Source organism: Rickettsia helvetica (genome assembly GCF_963970025.1).
GTDB lineage: Bacteria > Pseudomonadota > Alphaproteobacteria > Rickettsiales > Rickettsiaceae > Rickettsia > Rickettsia helvetica.
The window spans coordinates 1292621-1307986 of the sequence record NZ_OZ018776.1; the positions used below are offsets into that span (position 1 = coordinate 1292621).

The window sequence follows — 15366 nt, forward strand, 5'->3', positions numbered from 1 at the left end:
ATCATTACATATAATATTTTTTAGAATAGTATAGACATAATCACATATAAGATAGACGGTCAATGATAGAATATGTTTGTTAGGTACTACAGTAAAAATTTATTAATTTTTTAAGAATTATTTAATATTTTCCCTTGACATGTGACAGTCTATTAGTGTATAATGCACTTAAGATAAACAAGAAACTATCAATAACGCATTATAATATTCAGTTAGGAGTATATTAATTGATTATTTACTTTTTTAAGTAAAAATTAAATTTAATCAAAATTTTTAAAGGGGAAAAATTATGTTTAGCTATCTATTTTCAAAAAATACAGTTTCTAATAACATATCACCTGAAAAAGTAGTAAATAATTCGACTACATATGCAGGAGTAAAAGTTTCTGAAGCAACATATAACTACTTTGCAAGTGCTACAAAACATTTTGCAGACGCCCCACAACAGTTGCTGCAAGCTGCGGAAGCTTATGCTACTTATGCTGCTAAAACAGCTGTTCAAGGTATTCTTGGACTCTGTGCTTACAAAGAATTTGCCGCTGAAGTTAATGACCGGACATGCATTTGGTCTCGTTATGCCTGAAGTTGTAAAAACTGTAGTAGGTACAGCTGTGAGTGCTATTTATCACTATCCTATAGCTGTTATGGCAACCTTTGTCACAGCAGCAGTTGTAGCTTCACCGGAAAATGCAGCAGAGTTCGCATATCACGATGCAGCTGGTATATTCAATGCAGCCGCAGGTGTTGTGGAAATCTTATTTATGATAACTTACCCAAGCTACAGCGAAGTAACTCCAGTAGATCTAACCGGTAGCATGGAAATTGCATGGGTAGATGCTGTTGCATAAATCTCTAAAATAGCTAATAACTAAAAAAGCTGATTATGCCATTCCTGCAAAACAGGGGCGTTGTTGCATGAATCGGTGTCATTCCCGTGAAAGCGGGAATCCAGTAACTAAAAGATACAAATATATTTAATTTTTCATATTAAAAGCTCAAATAATTTCGCTTTTTTCTGGATTCCCGCTTCCGCAGGAAAGTATTGTTGCGTGGACCAGTAAAATCCACTGTGTCACCCCATGGCTTGACCATGGGGTTCATAAAAACAATTTAAAATACTAATATTATTAGTATTTTAAGCTGGATCCCGCGATCAAATCGCGAAGATGACAACGGAAAATCGATCCACGCAATAATGCCACGTGGGAATGACATAAAACGATCCACACAATAATACCTCTTCCCTCCCAAAAATCTCTCTAAAATATTCTTCCGTGCTTTTTAAGTAAAAATTTAATGATTTGTTAACAGCATTAAATAATAGTTTAATAGAATTAATAAATAAGTTAGGGGCGTTATTATGTCGAAAGACAACCAACCAGCTAAATCACCTATTACTGAGAAGCAGATTAAAGAAATTATTAATGGTGCAAGAAACGATATACGTGATATAGAAGGTTATGTTCTAGGACAGTTAAAAAATCAAATAATAGCAGATAAAAAACCTATAGATATCAATAGCGAAGGTTTTAAAAAAACTTTTAAAGGAACATTTGAAGCTGATCCTAATGAAACTTCTACCGTAGAAATAGACGGGAAAAAAGAAGTGGTAAAAAATAACGTTATAAATGTTCCGGCAATAATACTTGCAATAACCGAAAAAATAAATGATGCCCAAGGTAGAGGAGCTTCATCTGATAATTTTGTAGAACTTAAACAAGAAATGGAAAAGTTTTCCACTGAATTTCGAGAAGCTTTTACTTCTAATGAAAAAATAAATAATTTAATAAAAAATCGTTTTAAACAAGAGGTTATAAATGAAGCTGTACCTTTTAGTGAATTAATAAACGGTCAAGTCGCTCAAATGAATATGGGCAAGAAAAAAAAATTTGGTTAACAATATTATATATTATAGATATCCGACAAATTATATGAAGATATAGTTATAAACGGAAATAATGGGCTTAAAGATCAGCTAGTAGTAAATATAATTAGACCTGAAATAGCAAAAGCTTTTGGTGATCTTAAATTTAATTTTAAAGCTGAAGATGGTTATAATTATGAAATAACAACTTTAGATAAAAATAAACTAACACCGGAAAATATAGAGAATTTTACTAAAGCAGTAGATAATAAACTTAAAGAGGTGAATGATAGATTAATACTCAATGAGAAAATATTTAAGGGTTTAAAACAAACCAATCCTTCCATTACCGATACTCAAACTAAGCAATATCAAAATGCTTTATCTAAATTAGATATAAAATATTTGGAGGAACATAAAGAATAAAGTGGTTGATTCATTAAAACATCTTCATAAAACAACAAAACTTTCAATTCTTGATCGAATTATTACAACAACTAAAGGACAAGATAAAGAAGAATATTTAGCTGAAAAAGTAGAAAAACTGGCAGTTAAAGCGTTTATTAATACTAAGCCTAATCAAGATATTAATAATAAGTCTATAATTAATAAAGCTGAAAAAACTAACATTAAAGAAGTTTTAAGTCAACCGTCTCGAAATTTACCTAAAACTATAGAACAAATCAAAAAAATGCAACAAACTTTTAAAAATTATCCAATCACTCAAAGCTCTATACAATCTCTAAAATCTACTCCTTTTTTAAAAAAAATAGTTCAAAACAACATGAAAGATAATTTTCTTCAACCGATAAGATATTGACTCAAATTTTGTAAGGTTCACCTATGCTGTCATAGTACCGGACAGTTTTTGAAAAGCCCTCGATGTCATCCTTGCGAAGGCACATGAATGTCAACTTAAGAGAGGTGTCATACCGTGGCTTGACCACGGTATCCAGAAAAATAACTTAAAGCACAAGTTATTTCTACATTTTCTTGGATCCCGTGAATAAATCACGGGATGACATTGAGTAATATTTCGCTTAAGTTGACACCCATGTGCGAAAGCAGGGATCCAGGCTAAAAAATCTTGATTTTAAAGATTTTCTTATTATATCGTTTTTTTAAAGGTAAAACTTTTAAAAAAGCTTTAAGCACTGGATTCCTGCTTCTAGCTAGGAATGACATAGAATAAAAATTGTCCGGTTACCTTACTGATCTCTGTTATATTTTATAATAATAAAATTTTATTTCGTTGTTTTTAAATGCATCTTTTTTATTCCTAAAACCCTTTTTCAAAGAGCTACAGGAAAAATTAATATTACCGGCTTGAGCCGTGTCCGATCCTTCATTTTTTATTTTCTCATATCCTTACTACTTGGTACTACAACGGCAATATGCCCTGCTCTTTTTGGATTAGCATTTGTATATACGGATACAACAAAATATCCTTGATTAGCAAACTTTTGTGCTTGAATAAAACTATCATCACGATTTCCTGCTTTAACAAAATTCCATCCGTTCTTTATTCCGTCTGTTTCAAGCCACTCAGCTTGCTTATTTGATAAAGTAGGTATAAATTTCTTTATCGCTTTCAGGATGAGGAAGTAGAGACTTATTTGGAAGACCTAAGGCTACACTAGCAGCATACGCAAAACAACTGTAATGATTCAAACGCTTTAACTTAGGAGAGTTATATTTTTCCGTTTCTTCTAATAAAGTTTCTCCTGACTTACAATTTATTACATTACCTTTCTACCACTTTTCCTTAACATTTAAAGAGTTAATTACCTCTAAATTTTTTTAGCACTTTCCGATATGATTGTCTGCTTGTGCAGTCATATTAATACAAAGTAAGTAAATTATAATTAATTTTATTCATTTTTTTCTCATGTTAATTTATGAACTTCTATATACAATATATAATATGATAATTCAAACTATTAATTGTAAGTTCTTATATTTTATTATTTAGAAAAATATAAGAACACTCTATGTTTCTTGACAAATGCTATGCTTTTATATATGCTTCTTCGTATGTTAGCAACAAGAAATAAGACTTAGAAATTAAGCACTAAATTTACTTGAAGCTTAGCACCCGTAGCTCAATTGGATAGAGTATATGACTACGGATCATAAGGTTAGGGGTTCGACTCCTCTCGGGTGCGCCATTCTTCATTTTTTGGTATTTCTACAAACGTATCAAACGGCGGACGCAACATAAAGTCAAGCTTTTCAGGTTTTAATGTTTGGTTAGCAAATACTAAATTTACTAAATTGCGTTTTTCTATAATTGTCGAACTTTTGAAAGTTTGGTATGCATTTGCAGCTATTTGTATTACGTCTATCACTCTTAAACTATTTTCTGCCACCAAGTCTCTAAACTAAGCAGCTTCTCTCTTTCTGCTAAATAGTAAATTTATCACCTTATAAAAAAGAAATATTGATAATTTAATTAAGCAATAAGCTACCTTAATTTCGTTCATCTTTAATTGTGGCAGTGGGAAGTTTCAAGCATCAATATTGCGGCAAAAGTTAAACCGAGGCGAATACGCAAACGCCGCCAACGCGTTACTGCGATGGGTGCATGTTAAAGGCGGTATTAAACTGCAAGGCTTGGTTAAACGTCGGCAACTAGAGCGGTCATTGTTTTTAAATGAAGCAGGCACAGCCTCAATTGCTAATGAGATTCCCATTACTTCAAATTATTATTTCCTTTAATTCTTTATATACTTATAAATTCTTTAAATCAACTTCTACTCATTTATTCATACGTCTAGTTAAATTTCTATTGCATTCTTAAAACTCCTTATTATGATTCTGTCTATAAGCTCATTTTTAACAAAATATTAAAATTTATAGAATTTAATAAGGATAAAGATATGAAAGAACTAATAGAATTTCTAGACAAAAGAGGATTAAAGGATAAAGCAGATAGTTTAAGAAAGGGTGGTACGATGCTTGGCTCTTGGAGGGGGAGACATAGGCGAGCAAGGTGCAAGGGAACTAGCTAGAACACTTAAAGCTAATAACTCTTTAACGGAGCTTTATCTTTCTAATAACAACATAGGCAAAGTAACGTTGGACACCATAGTACTTGCGTGGCAATAAACTGTACTAGTTAGGAGTTGATCTGACAGTATTGAGTAATCAGGCAGCTTGATAAGTTAAGGTCAAGTTGTCTGATATTGTCTCTATATTATCAATATTTTTATTAATTGCAATATAAAGAGAATCTTTAAAAGTTTGCATTGGCGTTTTACCGTAACAATGTTTACCTGAATGAGTTCTTTCATTATTATAACCTACAAGCCAGTTATCTATATCAGTTTGTAGCTCTTCTAATGTAGAATAAAACTTTTTGCGGAATAAAATGTGATAACATTCTTCTTGCATAGTTGTGTGGAATCGTTCACATATCCCATTAGTTTGAGGACTATAGGCTTTAGTTTTAGAATGATCTATATTTTCAATACCAAGATATAACTGATAAGCATGATGCTCAGGCTTGCCACAATACTCCGTTCCTCTATCTGTTAATATCCGAACCAGAGGAATATTATAGCTTTCAAAAAATGGTATAACCCTATCGTTAAGATGGTCTGCACTCGTTATAGCTGTTTTTTCTGTATAAAGTTTACAAATAGCAATAGAATAAGTATCAACGAAAGTTTGCTGATAAATACGTCCTATACCTTTTATATTCCCTACATAATAGGTATCTTGAGAACCAAGATAACCGGGATGTAAACTCTCAATCTCACCGCTTGCTTCACGTTTGTTTTTTACTTTTTCAAGAGCTGTTAACTGTATATCATTTAGAATAATACCGTCGCTTGCTACCTTATTTTCTAAAGCTTTTAAGCGTTTCTTAAAATTTTCTAAATCATGACGAAGCCAAACTGATCTTACGCCTCCTCCTGAAATAATTATTCCTTTCTTGCGTAGCTCATTAGCTGTACGTTCTTGACCATAAGCGGGATATTCAACTGTAATATTAACTATAGCATCTTCAACACTTGCTGGTACTCGGTTCTTTAAACAAGGCTTTCTTCTGCTCATCTCATATAGCGCTTCTTCTCCACCTTGTTCATGAAGCTCTTTATAGCGGTAAAATGTATCTCGGCTATAACCCATTACTTTACATGCTTGCGATACGTTACCTAGTTGTTCTGCTAGTTGTAATAAACCAATTCTTGGCTTTATTATTTTTTGTTGGTATATTGTCATCTGACAGTCTCCTTTTTTTAGAGGTTGTTAAATTTTTGCCGGGTACGAGTATATCTTTTTTTTCATACCCAACAACTTCTTACTGTCAGATCAACTCCTAACTAGTACAAATAAATGCTATAAAATAGCATTTTTTACTGGATTGCTTCGTCAATTGCTATGCAATTTCCTCGCAATGACGAACTCGGTATCCACGCAACAACACCTCCGCAGGAATGACATAGTAGGAGTTTATCCTACCACAGCTTTCAGCTTCTCTATAGTTTTTGGATCTTTTGCACAAGTCCTAAAAATATTTCCCGCTCATAGGCAAGTAGGTCCTCTTCATTCGTTTCATTATGTTTATCAATAATATCTTGAAATTTGCTAAGTACTTTATTTTGTAGATCGTTATATTTTGATGTATCTATTTCAGTTGCTAAATTTATTTTAGGCAAAGTAATTTTATGAGGAGTAGGTACTATCTTTTTAGATAGGTTTAATTTTAAAGCTTCATCTAAAATATAATGCTTGTTCATATTTACTTGCATATTCTCTACTTCATAATCGGCTGAGCTTGATTTATTCTGCTCTATAATATTTCTGATATTTCTAATTAGTTTAGTTTTATCACCGTTACTTCGTACAAACATTTCGGTAACACCACCCCAGCCGGGAATTAAACCGACACCAAGTTCTACAAGTCCTGCGTTAAGTTCCTGATTTGCTACAATATAGCTTGAGTGCAATAGCAGCTCACACCCGCCTCTAAGTGCTACTCCTTTGGCACAACTAACAATATGAGTCCCCGAATATTTTAAGTGCAACACAGTTTGTTGCCCAACTTTTAATAAATTTTCTAGATCATGAAAATTGTCGTCTTCAATATAGGAAAGAAGAAGCTTTAAATCCGCACCGGCAGAAAAATTATTTCCTTGCGGATAAATATAAAGATTTTTACCATCATTTTCGGCTTTACTTACCACTTCTTGAAGTAAGTAAAACACATTATGATTTAAACAATTCATTTTTGTAGTAATCACAAAAATTAAATTCTCACGATAATTTATTAGCTTTGCAGAATCGTTTTCTAATACTATCTGACTTTCTTGTAAAATATCTTTGTGAGAATTAAATTTTTGTTTATCAATTTTTTGATATTCTTTATTGGCTAAATATTGTGGAAGTGGGATATGCACTACACCGGCATTTTTAGCTACAAATTCCCAGCCGTCTTTAGCCGCTTTATAGTCAATAACTCAAAAGGACCGTATTTCCAGCTATAACCAAGCTTCATAGCAGCATCAATATCATAAATATTATCCGGTAAATTTTCTTTGAGCCTTTTAAGAGGTAATGTAGAGGTATTAGAAGCAATAATTGTATCTTCTTTAAGATAAGAGATAATCTTATTATATAATTTGGTGTTTGATTTCTAACTTCTCGACAATAACTTCAATAACTAGATCACATTCTTTAATTAAATCCAAATCATGTTCTAAATTACCGATGGTAATGAAATTTACTTTATCCGGAAAAGACAAAGGAGGAGGTTTTTGTTTATGCAAATTTTCTACGGCATTTTTTACTATTTTATTAGGATCATCGGAATCTTTAGCGATAATATCAAGTAGCACTACTTTATGAGAGGAATTAGCAATTAAAGCCGCAATCCCTGAACCAATAACACAAACTTTTTTTATTTCATTTTGCATAAGTTACTTCACTCCTGATGGTTTTGTTTAATCGTCATTGCAAGCGAACGTAGAGAGCGTGGCAATCCCAGGAATTTTGTACTGTTTTATGAGATTGCCACGTCAAGGCTCCGCCTTTCCTCGCAATGACGATCTACGTCATAGCAACAGACATAACATATACCGACGCTGCCCCTGCTTGCCGTAAAATTTTAGCACATTCATTTATAGTAACAGCAGTGGTAACGACATCATCCACTAATAAGATTTTTTTACTTACAATATTATTATTTTTGCGTTGTTTTCGTGACAGAAACGTCTGAGACTTGGTCCATTTTGATTTAGTTAAAATATCGGCTTTTAACATTTTATCGGTAACTTTTGCAATTTCCATAGCTAAAATATGAGCAGGATTATACATTCATAGTAACCTCTTAAATCTATTCATAGGTACAGGTATGATTAGATCAATATCTTTTATATCCTCGCTATATCTATTATATAAAAGCTTAGCAAAGGTCTTAGTAAATATCATCTTATCTTGATATTTAAACTGATGAACTATTTTTTTGCTATGCTCATTAAACTTAAATAGGCTGCGAGCTAGATCATAATTAGGTTTGTTGCTATAATAATTTCCACAAATGCAGTTATCTAAGATTTTTATACTAAATCTTTGTCCGCATATACTACAATAGGGTCTTGCTATAAACTCTAGCTTCTTCCAACAATCGCTACAAAATTCACCGCTTCCCCCTAGTATTTCCGCACAGCTTAAACATCTCTGCGGCAAGATATAATCTATAAGATAATTATAAGATTTAACCAACATTCATTCCCTTTGAAGATTCTTATTTCTTAGATGCACTTTTTGTTGGCGACGGTGTTCTACTACTGTAAGAACTAACCTTACCGTGTGTTAAATTTTCCTGCATATGATGTACTTTTTCTTCCGCTTTAGCAATTTCGGGAGTTTTTGGCTTTTGAATATTAGGAGTAATAAGAACGGTACTAGGTTTCTGCTCTTCCTTTTTACCATATATTTCTTTTAAATATCCAAATTGCGATTCAACAAAATAACCGACTCCTGCGTTTACTGCTGATTTAGCTTTTTCAAAATTAGTTTTTTCAGGCGGAGGTAAAAATTCCTGCCTTTCTGCTACTTTTGCTCTTGTTACATTAAAATGTTCTCTAAGCTCTCTTTCACTTAATTGATCAATTTTAGGGGTTGTAGCTAAAAACTTTTCTAAGGCTTTGGTATCTGTTTTTGCTTGCCTTTCTTTTTCAAGCAAGTCTTTTTTATCTTCATAATTTCCTATTGATGTTTTTAAACTATTTATTTGATTTATTTTATCTTTTTTTCGTTCCATATGTACTAATTTTATGTCTGCTTCACCTATAACATTACTTCCTCCTCCAATAAGACCGGCTGCTAAACCGGTTATAATACCACCTGCTGAACCTGCTTGTGCCACTAACGCCGCTACTTCTAAAACATTATCCCGAACTGCTTTTAAAATTTCTTTAGTTCTCGTAGTATTTAACTTTTTAGGTTCAAGAGTTCCTTGATAAATTTTAGGTAATTTAGTATCCAAAAAATTTTTAAGTGTCGGACTATCTTTTGCTTTATCTTTTTGAGTGTTAATTATTAGATCTACTTGTTTTAAATAATTATCCTTAATATTTTCTAAAGTTTTTTTCTCTCTATCTAAATGCTTATCTGCTCTTACTTCTAAAGTTTCTTTTCCGATATTATTAAGTAATGGCTGATAAAGAAAGTGCAGCAAGACCAAGCCCAACTGGCGTCGGGTTAAGGGCTAACGACACCATGACACCACCAATTTTTGCCGTACGTTTTACTGCCTTACTACCCAATGTTTTATATGTTGTCTCTAATACATATTGCTGCCCTTTCAGCCCCCCGGTAAAGTTCTTATTTTATCAAGCACCTTATCAACAACACCGGGGCTTGGTGGACCTGCTTCTTTAATTTTTGCACCTTGCTGAAGTTTATCAACCGGATCATAAGTTTTTGCTACTTTTTCTCCAACATTAATTACTCCTTCTACTATATGAGTAGAACTAGCGACAACTTTACTGCCCTCCTTTACCATTTCGATTGCTACTCCACTTGCAGCGATTCCAGCACGAGCAACTCTAGCACCGTAAAGTGCCGCATCCTCTTTCAGCGTTCTTTTTCCTGCTGGCTTATTTTGCGATTGCCGTTCCTGTGGAGGCTCAGAAGCTTTTGTTTGTGCTGGCTTCTAAAGGCTCTACTCTTTCAGGGGTATTTATTGAAGATTTAAGCTTATTATCTTCTGCTGCATTTTTTATTCCTTCTTCAGGAGTATTAATAGATGATTTACTGCTTAAATTTTCTTTACTCATAGATATCTCATAAAATTATATATCATTGTCACCCCGTGGCTTGACCATAGGGTCCAAAAAAAAATTAAGAAAGATGGATATCCCCGCGATCAAGTCGCGGGATGACATATTACCGCTCTCCCATCGCATAGCTAGTAATCAAATTCTTAATAGGTTTTAAATTATTTATCGTCTTAAACCCTATTTGCCTTAAATATCTTAAATTTTTGGAATAATTTGAAAAAATATTATTTAACTCATCAGTCAGCTTATACATAATAAAATTATCGTCTTGCCTTAGCTTTTGATATTCTTGTAATGTATCATTATTACTAATGATCATACTCAAAGTCTCTATATCTTTTATACCTTGATTAAGCCCTTGTCCGGCGAGCGGATGTACTGTGTGAGCAGTATCTGCAATAAGCACTATACGGTTATGAAAATATCTATTTGCTATACGGGCTTTTAACGGGAAGCTACTAATCTCACTATCAATAGTAATTTTACCTAGGGAATTACCGGCATTTCTTTGAGTTAAAAATCTAACTTCTTCTACGGGCAAATTAACAATTAAAGCAGCCTGATCAGAAGAAGTTGACCATATTACGGATGCAGCATATTGATCTTTTAAAGGCAGCAAAGCAAAAGGACCAAGCGGCAAAAAATGCTCCATAGCACTATTTTCATGCGGCTTTTCATGCTTAATGTTAAATGTCAGAGCTGTTTGATAAGGTTTTTCTATTTCATTAGCGAAATAATTAGATCTTACTTTTGAATTTGCTCCGTCACATATAATTAATAAATTACATTTAATTTGTTTATCATCAAATTTTATAATCGAATAATCGCTATGACTTATAACTTTTTGATATTCATTATTATCAATTAATGTTATTAGCGGATGATCAGTTATTTGCGATAATAATATTTTTTTAAAATTACTATTTTGAACTACATAACCCAGTAAACTATCATTATCATTTCGTAAGTCTAATATCTCCAATGCCTTATTATCTACTACATATACGTCTTGCATTTCTGCCATAAACTTCTCAAGCTCTTCCCATATCTCAATAGAGAATAAGAAATTTTTAGAATGCGGCGTTAAAGCAGTCGTTCTTATATCTTTAAAAAACTCTGGACTTTTTACCGATTTACTCTCGAATATAGTAGTTTCTATGCCTTTTTTTGCAAAAGAAAGTGCCGTTAGCATACCGCTAAGACCACAACCTAAAATTGCTATATTAATCTGCTTTGTTTTCATTCGATTCATTTATAAAATATTTTAAATAACCGTTTGTAGCTATAAAGCTTAAAAGCAAATAAATAATTGCTATATCCAAATATGAACTATTTCCTGAGTATAAACCTAAACAGCAAATAAATAAACTCGCTAAAGTCGTGAAGCTATTTAAAATCAATAAATTTGTAAAAATATCCGTTTTTCTGATAAATAGGTAGGTTATTAAGCAAATAAATAATGAAATAATAATTAAAAAGATGTTAAGCATAATTTTTAAAATCGGTTTACTGCTTGTTAAAGGATTTGTTGTATGGACACTTAATCGTCATTGCGAGGAAATTGCATAGCAATTGACGAAGCAATCTCAGGAGTTTATTATTATTTCATGAGATTGCCACGCTCCCTACGGTCGCTCGCAATGACGACTTGGGTATCCTACCTCTCTTATTATATATAATCATTTATAACACTACAAACTGCAAATAAAATTATTTAATTAATATTATGTAATCTTAGCCAACCTTTACACTATAAATAGCTATTGTGACAAAAATGTTATAAAAAATGTTGCTTTCTTTTACATTCGGCATTAACATATATGTTTAGGTTCTTACGTACGTTTTCTAATTGATTTACTATTTTACGATATTTTTAGCGAAAATTAATAAGATTTTTGAAAGAATAGTTATTCATATTTCAAAAAAATCTTATAATTTGCAGCAAAAATATCGTAAAATAGTAAATCAATTAGAAAGCGTACGTAAGAACCTAGTATTAAATATTTTTAAGGTAAATTGTAATGTCACCAATAGATGTTTTAATAATAGACGATGAAGAGGATATACGAAATATTATTGCTGCAATTTTGAACGATGAAGGTTTTAATCCTAAGGTTGCCGCTAATAGTACTCAAGCCCTTAAAATACTTTCCGAAAAACTGGTCTCTGCAGTTATACTTGATATTTGGCTTCAAGGAAGCGAAATTGACGGGCTTGGGATTTTAGAGATAATTAAAAAACGCTATCCTTTAATGCCAGTAATAATTATTAGCGGTCATGGCACTATAGAAACAGCGGTAAATGCTATAAAAATGGGGGCTTACGATTATATAGAAAAACCGTTTAATAATGATAAATTAGTTATTTTACTTAAAAGAGCTTGTGAAGTAACAAAGTTAAAACGTGAAAATATAGATTTAAAATCAAAGGTTATAGATAAAACTGAATTAGTAGGCGGATGTTCGGTAACTTTAAAATATAAAATGGAAATAGAAAAGGCAGCTAGCTCTAGCAGTCGTATAATGATTCACGGTAAAGTCGGTAGCGGTAAAGAACTTGCCGCAAGGTTAATTCATAAACAATCTAAAAGGGTTAATAATCCGTTCATTATTTTCAGCCCAACCTGTATGACTATGGAAAAAATCAATCAAGAATTATTTGGCGAATTGGAAAAGCAGGAAAATAATAATAAACGCCCTACTATCTTAGAATTTGCCAATAACGGTACTTTATATATAGATGAGGTCAGTAATATTCCAATTCCTATTCAAGTAAAATTATTAAAATTCCTTAAAGATCAAACTATTACAAAACCTTGCGGAAAAAATATTAAAGTTGATATAAAAATTATCACCGGTACTTCTAAAAATATCCAAGATGAAGTTAATAACGGCAAATTCCTAGAAGATCTATATTATCGCCTTAATGTATCCTCTCTAAAAGTACCTTCATTATATGAAAGAAAAGAAGATATACCGCTACTCGTTAAATATTTTGTTAAGCAACTTTCAAAATTTTCAGGTTTAAAAGAACGTACCTTTGCCGATGAAACTATTGCAGCTCTTCAATCCTATGAATGGCCGGGCAATATTAGACAATTACGTAACGTTGTTGAATGGACTTTAATTATGAATCCGTTAACTACAGGTAATAATGAAATTATCAAACCTTATATGATACCTTCGGAAATATTAGCAAATAGTGCTAATCTCACAAAACTTGAAGATAGCTTTGATATGTTATCTATGCCGCTTAGAGAAGCTAGGGAAGTTTTTGAACGTCAATATCTATCGGCACAAATGAGTCGTTTTAATAATAATATTTCAAAAACATCCTCATTTGTCGGTATGGAAAGATCAGCTTTGCATCGTAAATTAAAATTATTAAACTTACATATACCTCCTATAAATAGAATAAATGAAGAAGAATATGAGGAAGCAAATGCTTAAAGTCATATCAATAATTACTATTTATTTGTTATTAAGCAGCTGTTCCGAGTCTACTCGTGATGCGAATGGATTACTTACAGATAGCCAAAGCACGGTAATTCGGAATTATATAATATCGCAAAATTCTAAAAACCTTAAAGTGAACCTTAAAGAGAAGTTCGGTTCAAATTTAAAAGGAGTAAAATTAATAGGAGTAAAGCTAATAAATGAAGATTTATCAGGAATAGATTTAACTTCCTGCGAAATATTACGTGCTGATTTTGCAGGTAGTAATTTAGAAAAAGCTATACTTACAAATGCTATAATTCAAGAAAGTAATTTTGCAGATTCGGTAATAAAAAATATTTCCGGATATAATTCTGACTTTCAAGGTTCAATTTTTAACAATATAACATTACAAAATACAAATTTTGTTCAATCAAATTTTAGCGATACTGCTTTTAATAAAACTACTATAATAAATGTCAACTTTGAAAATTCTAAATTTAGTCATGCATTATGGAGCAATAATACTATCGACGGTGTTAATTTTCAAAAAGCTAACCTAAAAAATAATAGCTTTAAAAATACTAATATAACAAATTCAATATTTTACGGTACGGATTTAGAACAAAGTATAATAAATAATACCAATTTTACTAATAATTATTTTGAATCTAGCGACCTAAGTCAAACTAAATTAACAGCAGTAATAATTAAGGATTCTAACTTCACACAAAGTATCTTTAGTGAAGTAAACTTTAATAACGTACAAAGTAATAACTCTTTCTTTTCATACGCTTCCTTTCAAGATTCGACATTACAAAATATTAGCCTTACTAAATGTGATTTACAAAATAGCACAATTAGTAGTTCAATTTTAAATCAGTTTAAAATCGATAATGCTATATTAAATAATATGAGTCTAAACGATAATAAATTTAATAATTTATCAATAAAAAATAGTAATGCTAATTTTGTAAGGATTAATAAAACTAAAGGCTCAAATATTACTTTAGATAATATAAGCTATACTAATAATATTTTTAGCAATAATGACTTTAAACAATTTATAGTGATTAATACCGATTTAACCGGCAGTGAAATAATAAACTCAAATATAAACGGGCAATTTAATAATGTAAATTTTTCTAAATCTTTAATACAAAACGTAAATTTTTCAGATGTTAAAATTACTTTAGGCAATTTAAACCAAGTAGCTCTAATAAATTCTAATCTAACAAATACTGCGGTTATTAACTCCATCCTTTCTAATTCACAAATAAATAATATTAACTACCAAGCGTATTCCGGTTTTATTAATACTAATGTTTCTAATAATATCATTTTAAATAGTGATAATTCGAGCAAAATTCCACCAAATAATATAGTAATAAGTTCGGTAAAAGATTTGCAAAAAATAACTAACTTAGCAAATATGAATTTAACAAATCTTGACTTAAGTAGTTTAGTATTTAATGGAGCAGATTTTTCAAATAGTATCTTTAAAAATACTAATTTAACAAATACAGTAATAAAAAATTCTATCTTAAAAGAAGCAAATTTTTCTTTAGCAATACTTACTAAAACAGATTTTTCAAACTCAATATTAACAGATAGTATATTTAAATCAGCTAAAATTGATCAGGCGGGCTTTAGTAACTCCAACCTAACAAATGCCGATTTTACTGAAGCGGTAATTAAAGATACTTCATTTGATAAGGCTAAGACAAGCGGAATGAAAGGAGTGGATAATCCTAATTAAAGTTAGAATTATCATTTA

At 31.3% G+C, this 15366-nt stretch carries 17 protein-coding genes, 1 tRNA gene and 2 pseudogenes; 10 read left to right on the top strand and 10 right to left on the bottom strand.

Annotated features, from left to right (window positions below):
* Nucleotides 1-289: 289 nt before the first annotated feature.
* From AB1146_RS07685 to AB1146_RS07710, 6 genes are all read left to right on the top strand, one after another.
* Nucleotides 290-583: a hypothetical protein gene (locus AB1146_RS07685; protein WP_010422153.1), complete on the top strand. Its 294-nt coding sequence runs from the start codon at nucleotides 290-292 to the stop codon at nucleotides 581-583.
* Nucleotides 576-848, top strand: coding sequence for a hypothetical protein (locus tag AB1146_RS07690; protein ID WP_010422150.1), 273 nt, complete (start codon nucleotides 576-578; stop codon nucleotides 846-848). The genes AB1146_RS07685 and AB1146_RS07690 overlap by 8 nt, the downstream gene beginning before the upstream one ends.
* 512 nt (nucleotides 849-1360) lie before the next feature.
* The gene (locus AB1146_RS07695; RefSeq protein WP_010422148.1) at nucleotides 1361-1897 is read left to right on the top strand and encodes a hypothetical protein; all 537 of its coding nucleotides are present in this window, start codon (nucleotides 1361-1363) and stop codon (nucleotides 1895-1897) included.
* 249 nt (nucleotides 1898-2146) lie between these two features.
* The gene (locus tag AB1146_RS07700; RefSeq protein WP_010422145.1) at nucleotides 2147-2290 is read left to right on the top strand and encodes a hypothetical protein; all 144 of its coding nucleotides are present in this window, start codon (nucleotides 2147-2149) and stop codon (nucleotides 2288-2290) included.
* Nucleotide 2291: 1 nt separating this feature from the next.
* Nucleotides 2292-2684 carry a hypothetical protein gene (locus AB1146_RS07705; protein WP_010422141.1) on the top strand — a complete coding sequence of 131 codons (393 nt, stop codon included), beginning with the start codon at nucleotides 2292-2294 and terminating at the stop codon, nucleotides 2682-2684.
* 1271 nt (nucleotides 2685-3955) lie between these two features.
* Nucleotides 3956-4032 (top strand) — tRNA-Arg (locus tag AB1146_RS07710).
* Here the strand turns inward: AB1146_RS07710 and AB1146_RS07715 are convergent.
* On the bottom strand, nucleotides 4003-4233 hold the full coding sequence (locus AB1146_RS07715; protein WP_010422140.1) for a hypothetical protein: 231 nt from the start codon (nucleotides 4231-4233) through the stop codon (nucleotides 4003-4005). The genes AB1146_RS07710 and AB1146_RS07715 overlap by 30 nt on opposite strands.
* A 151-nt stretch (nucleotides 4234-4384) precedes the next feature.
* Between AB1146_RS07715 and AB1146_RS07720 the strand changes: the two genes are divergently transcribed.
* On the top strand, nucleotides 4385-4582 hold the full coding sequence (locus tag AB1146_RS07720) for a glycoside hydrolase family protein (protein ID WP_010422137.1): 198 nt from the start codon (nucleotides 4385-4387) through the stop codon (nucleotides 4580-4582).
* Nucleotides 4583-4810: 228 nt separating this feature from the next.
* The gene (locus tag AB1146_RS07725) at nucleotides 4811-4972 is read left to right on the top strand and encodes a hypothetical protein (protein WP_156790178.1); all 162 of its coding nucleotides are present in this window, start codon (nucleotides 4811-4813) and stop codon (nucleotides 4970-4972) included.
* A 39-nt stretch (nucleotides 4973-5011) separates the two neighbouring features.
* Here AB1146_RS07725 and AB1146_RS07730 read toward each other — a convergent pair whose 3' ends face one another.
* From AB1146_RS07730 to AB1146_RS07775, 9 genes and pseudogenes are all read right to left on the bottom strand, one after another.
* Nucleotides 5012-6091, bottom strand: a complete 1080-nt coding sequence (locus AB1146_RS07730; protein WP_010420735.1) for an IS481 family transposase — start codon at nucleotides 6089-6091, stop codon at nucleotides 5012-5014.
* Between the two features lie 231 nt (nucleotides 6092-6322).
* Nucleotides 6323-7785 (bottom strand): annotated as a pseudogene (locus AB1146_RS07735) (3-hydroxyacyl-CoA dehydrogenase NAD-binding domain-containing protein).
* 133 nt (nucleotides 7786-7918) lie between these two features.
* Nucleotides 7919-8185 (bottom strand): ComF family protein, encoded by a 267-nt coding sequence (locus tag AB1146_RS07740; RefSeq protein WP_010422134.1) that lies wholly within the window; start codon nucleotides 8183-8185, stop codon nucleotides 7919-7921.
* Complete coding sequence (locus AB1146_RS07745) at nucleotides 8186-8596, bottom strand: ComF family protein (RefSeq protein ID WP_010422132.1); 411 nt, start codon at nucleotides 8594-8596, stop codon at nucleotides 8186-8188. It abuts the gene before it with no gap.
* 19 nt (nucleotides 8597-8615) lie between these two features.
* Nucleotides 8616-9551 (bottom strand): hypothetical protein, encoded by a 936-nt coding sequence (locus AB1146_RS07750; protein WP_010422129.1) that lies wholly within the window; start codon nucleotides 9549-9551, stop codon nucleotides 8616-8618.
* A gap of 126 nt (nucleotides 9552-9677) precedes the next feature.
* Nucleotides 9678-9878 carry a hypothetical protein gene (locus AB1146_RS07755; RefSeq protein ID WP_010422128.1) on the bottom strand — a complete coding sequence of 67 codons (201 nt, stop codon included), beginning with the start codon at nucleotides 9876-9878 and terminating at the stop codon, nucleotides 9678-9680.
* 8 nt (nucleotides 9879-9886) lie between these two features.
* Nucleotides 9887-10152, bottom strand: a pseudogene (locus AB1146_RS07760) (hypothetical protein).
* Between the two features lie 109 nt (nucleotides 10153-10261).
* The gene (ubiH, locus tag AB1146_RS07770) at nucleotides 10262-11407 is read right to left on the bottom strand and encodes a 2-octaprenyl-6-methoxyphenyl hydroxylase (protein ID WP_156790177.1); all 1146 of its coding nucleotides are present in this window, start codon (nucleotides 11405-11407) and stop codon (nucleotides 10262-10264) included.
* Nucleotides 11379-11645 carry a monovalent cation/H+ antiporter complex subunit F gene (locus AB1146_RS07775; protein ID WP_010422124.1) on the bottom strand — a complete coding sequence of 89 codons (267 nt, stop codon included), beginning with the start codon at nucleotides 11643-11645 and terminating at the stop codon, nucleotides 11379-11381. The genes ubiH and AB1146_RS07775 overlap by 29 nt, the downstream gene beginning before the upstream one ends.
* Before the next feature lie 531 nt (nucleotides 11646-12176).
* Between AB1146_RS07775 and AB1146_RS07780 the strand changes: the two genes are divergently transcribed.
* On the top strand, nucleotides 12177-13604 hold the full coding sequence (locus tag AB1146_RS07780) for a sigma-54-dependent transcriptional regulator (RefSeq protein WP_010422122.1): 1428 nt from the start codon (nucleotides 12177-12179) through the stop codon (nucleotides 13602-13604).
* The gene (locus AB1146_RS07785; protein ID WP_010422114.1) at nucleotides 13597-15348 is read left to right on the top strand and encodes a pentapeptide repeat-containing protein; all 1752 of its coding nucleotides are present in this window, start codon (nucleotides 13597-13599) and stop codon (nucleotides 15346-15348) included. The genes AB1146_RS07780 and AB1146_RS07785 overlap by 8 nt, the downstream gene beginning before the upstream one ends.
* The last annotated feature ends 18 nt before the right edge of the window (nucleotides 15349-15366 follow it).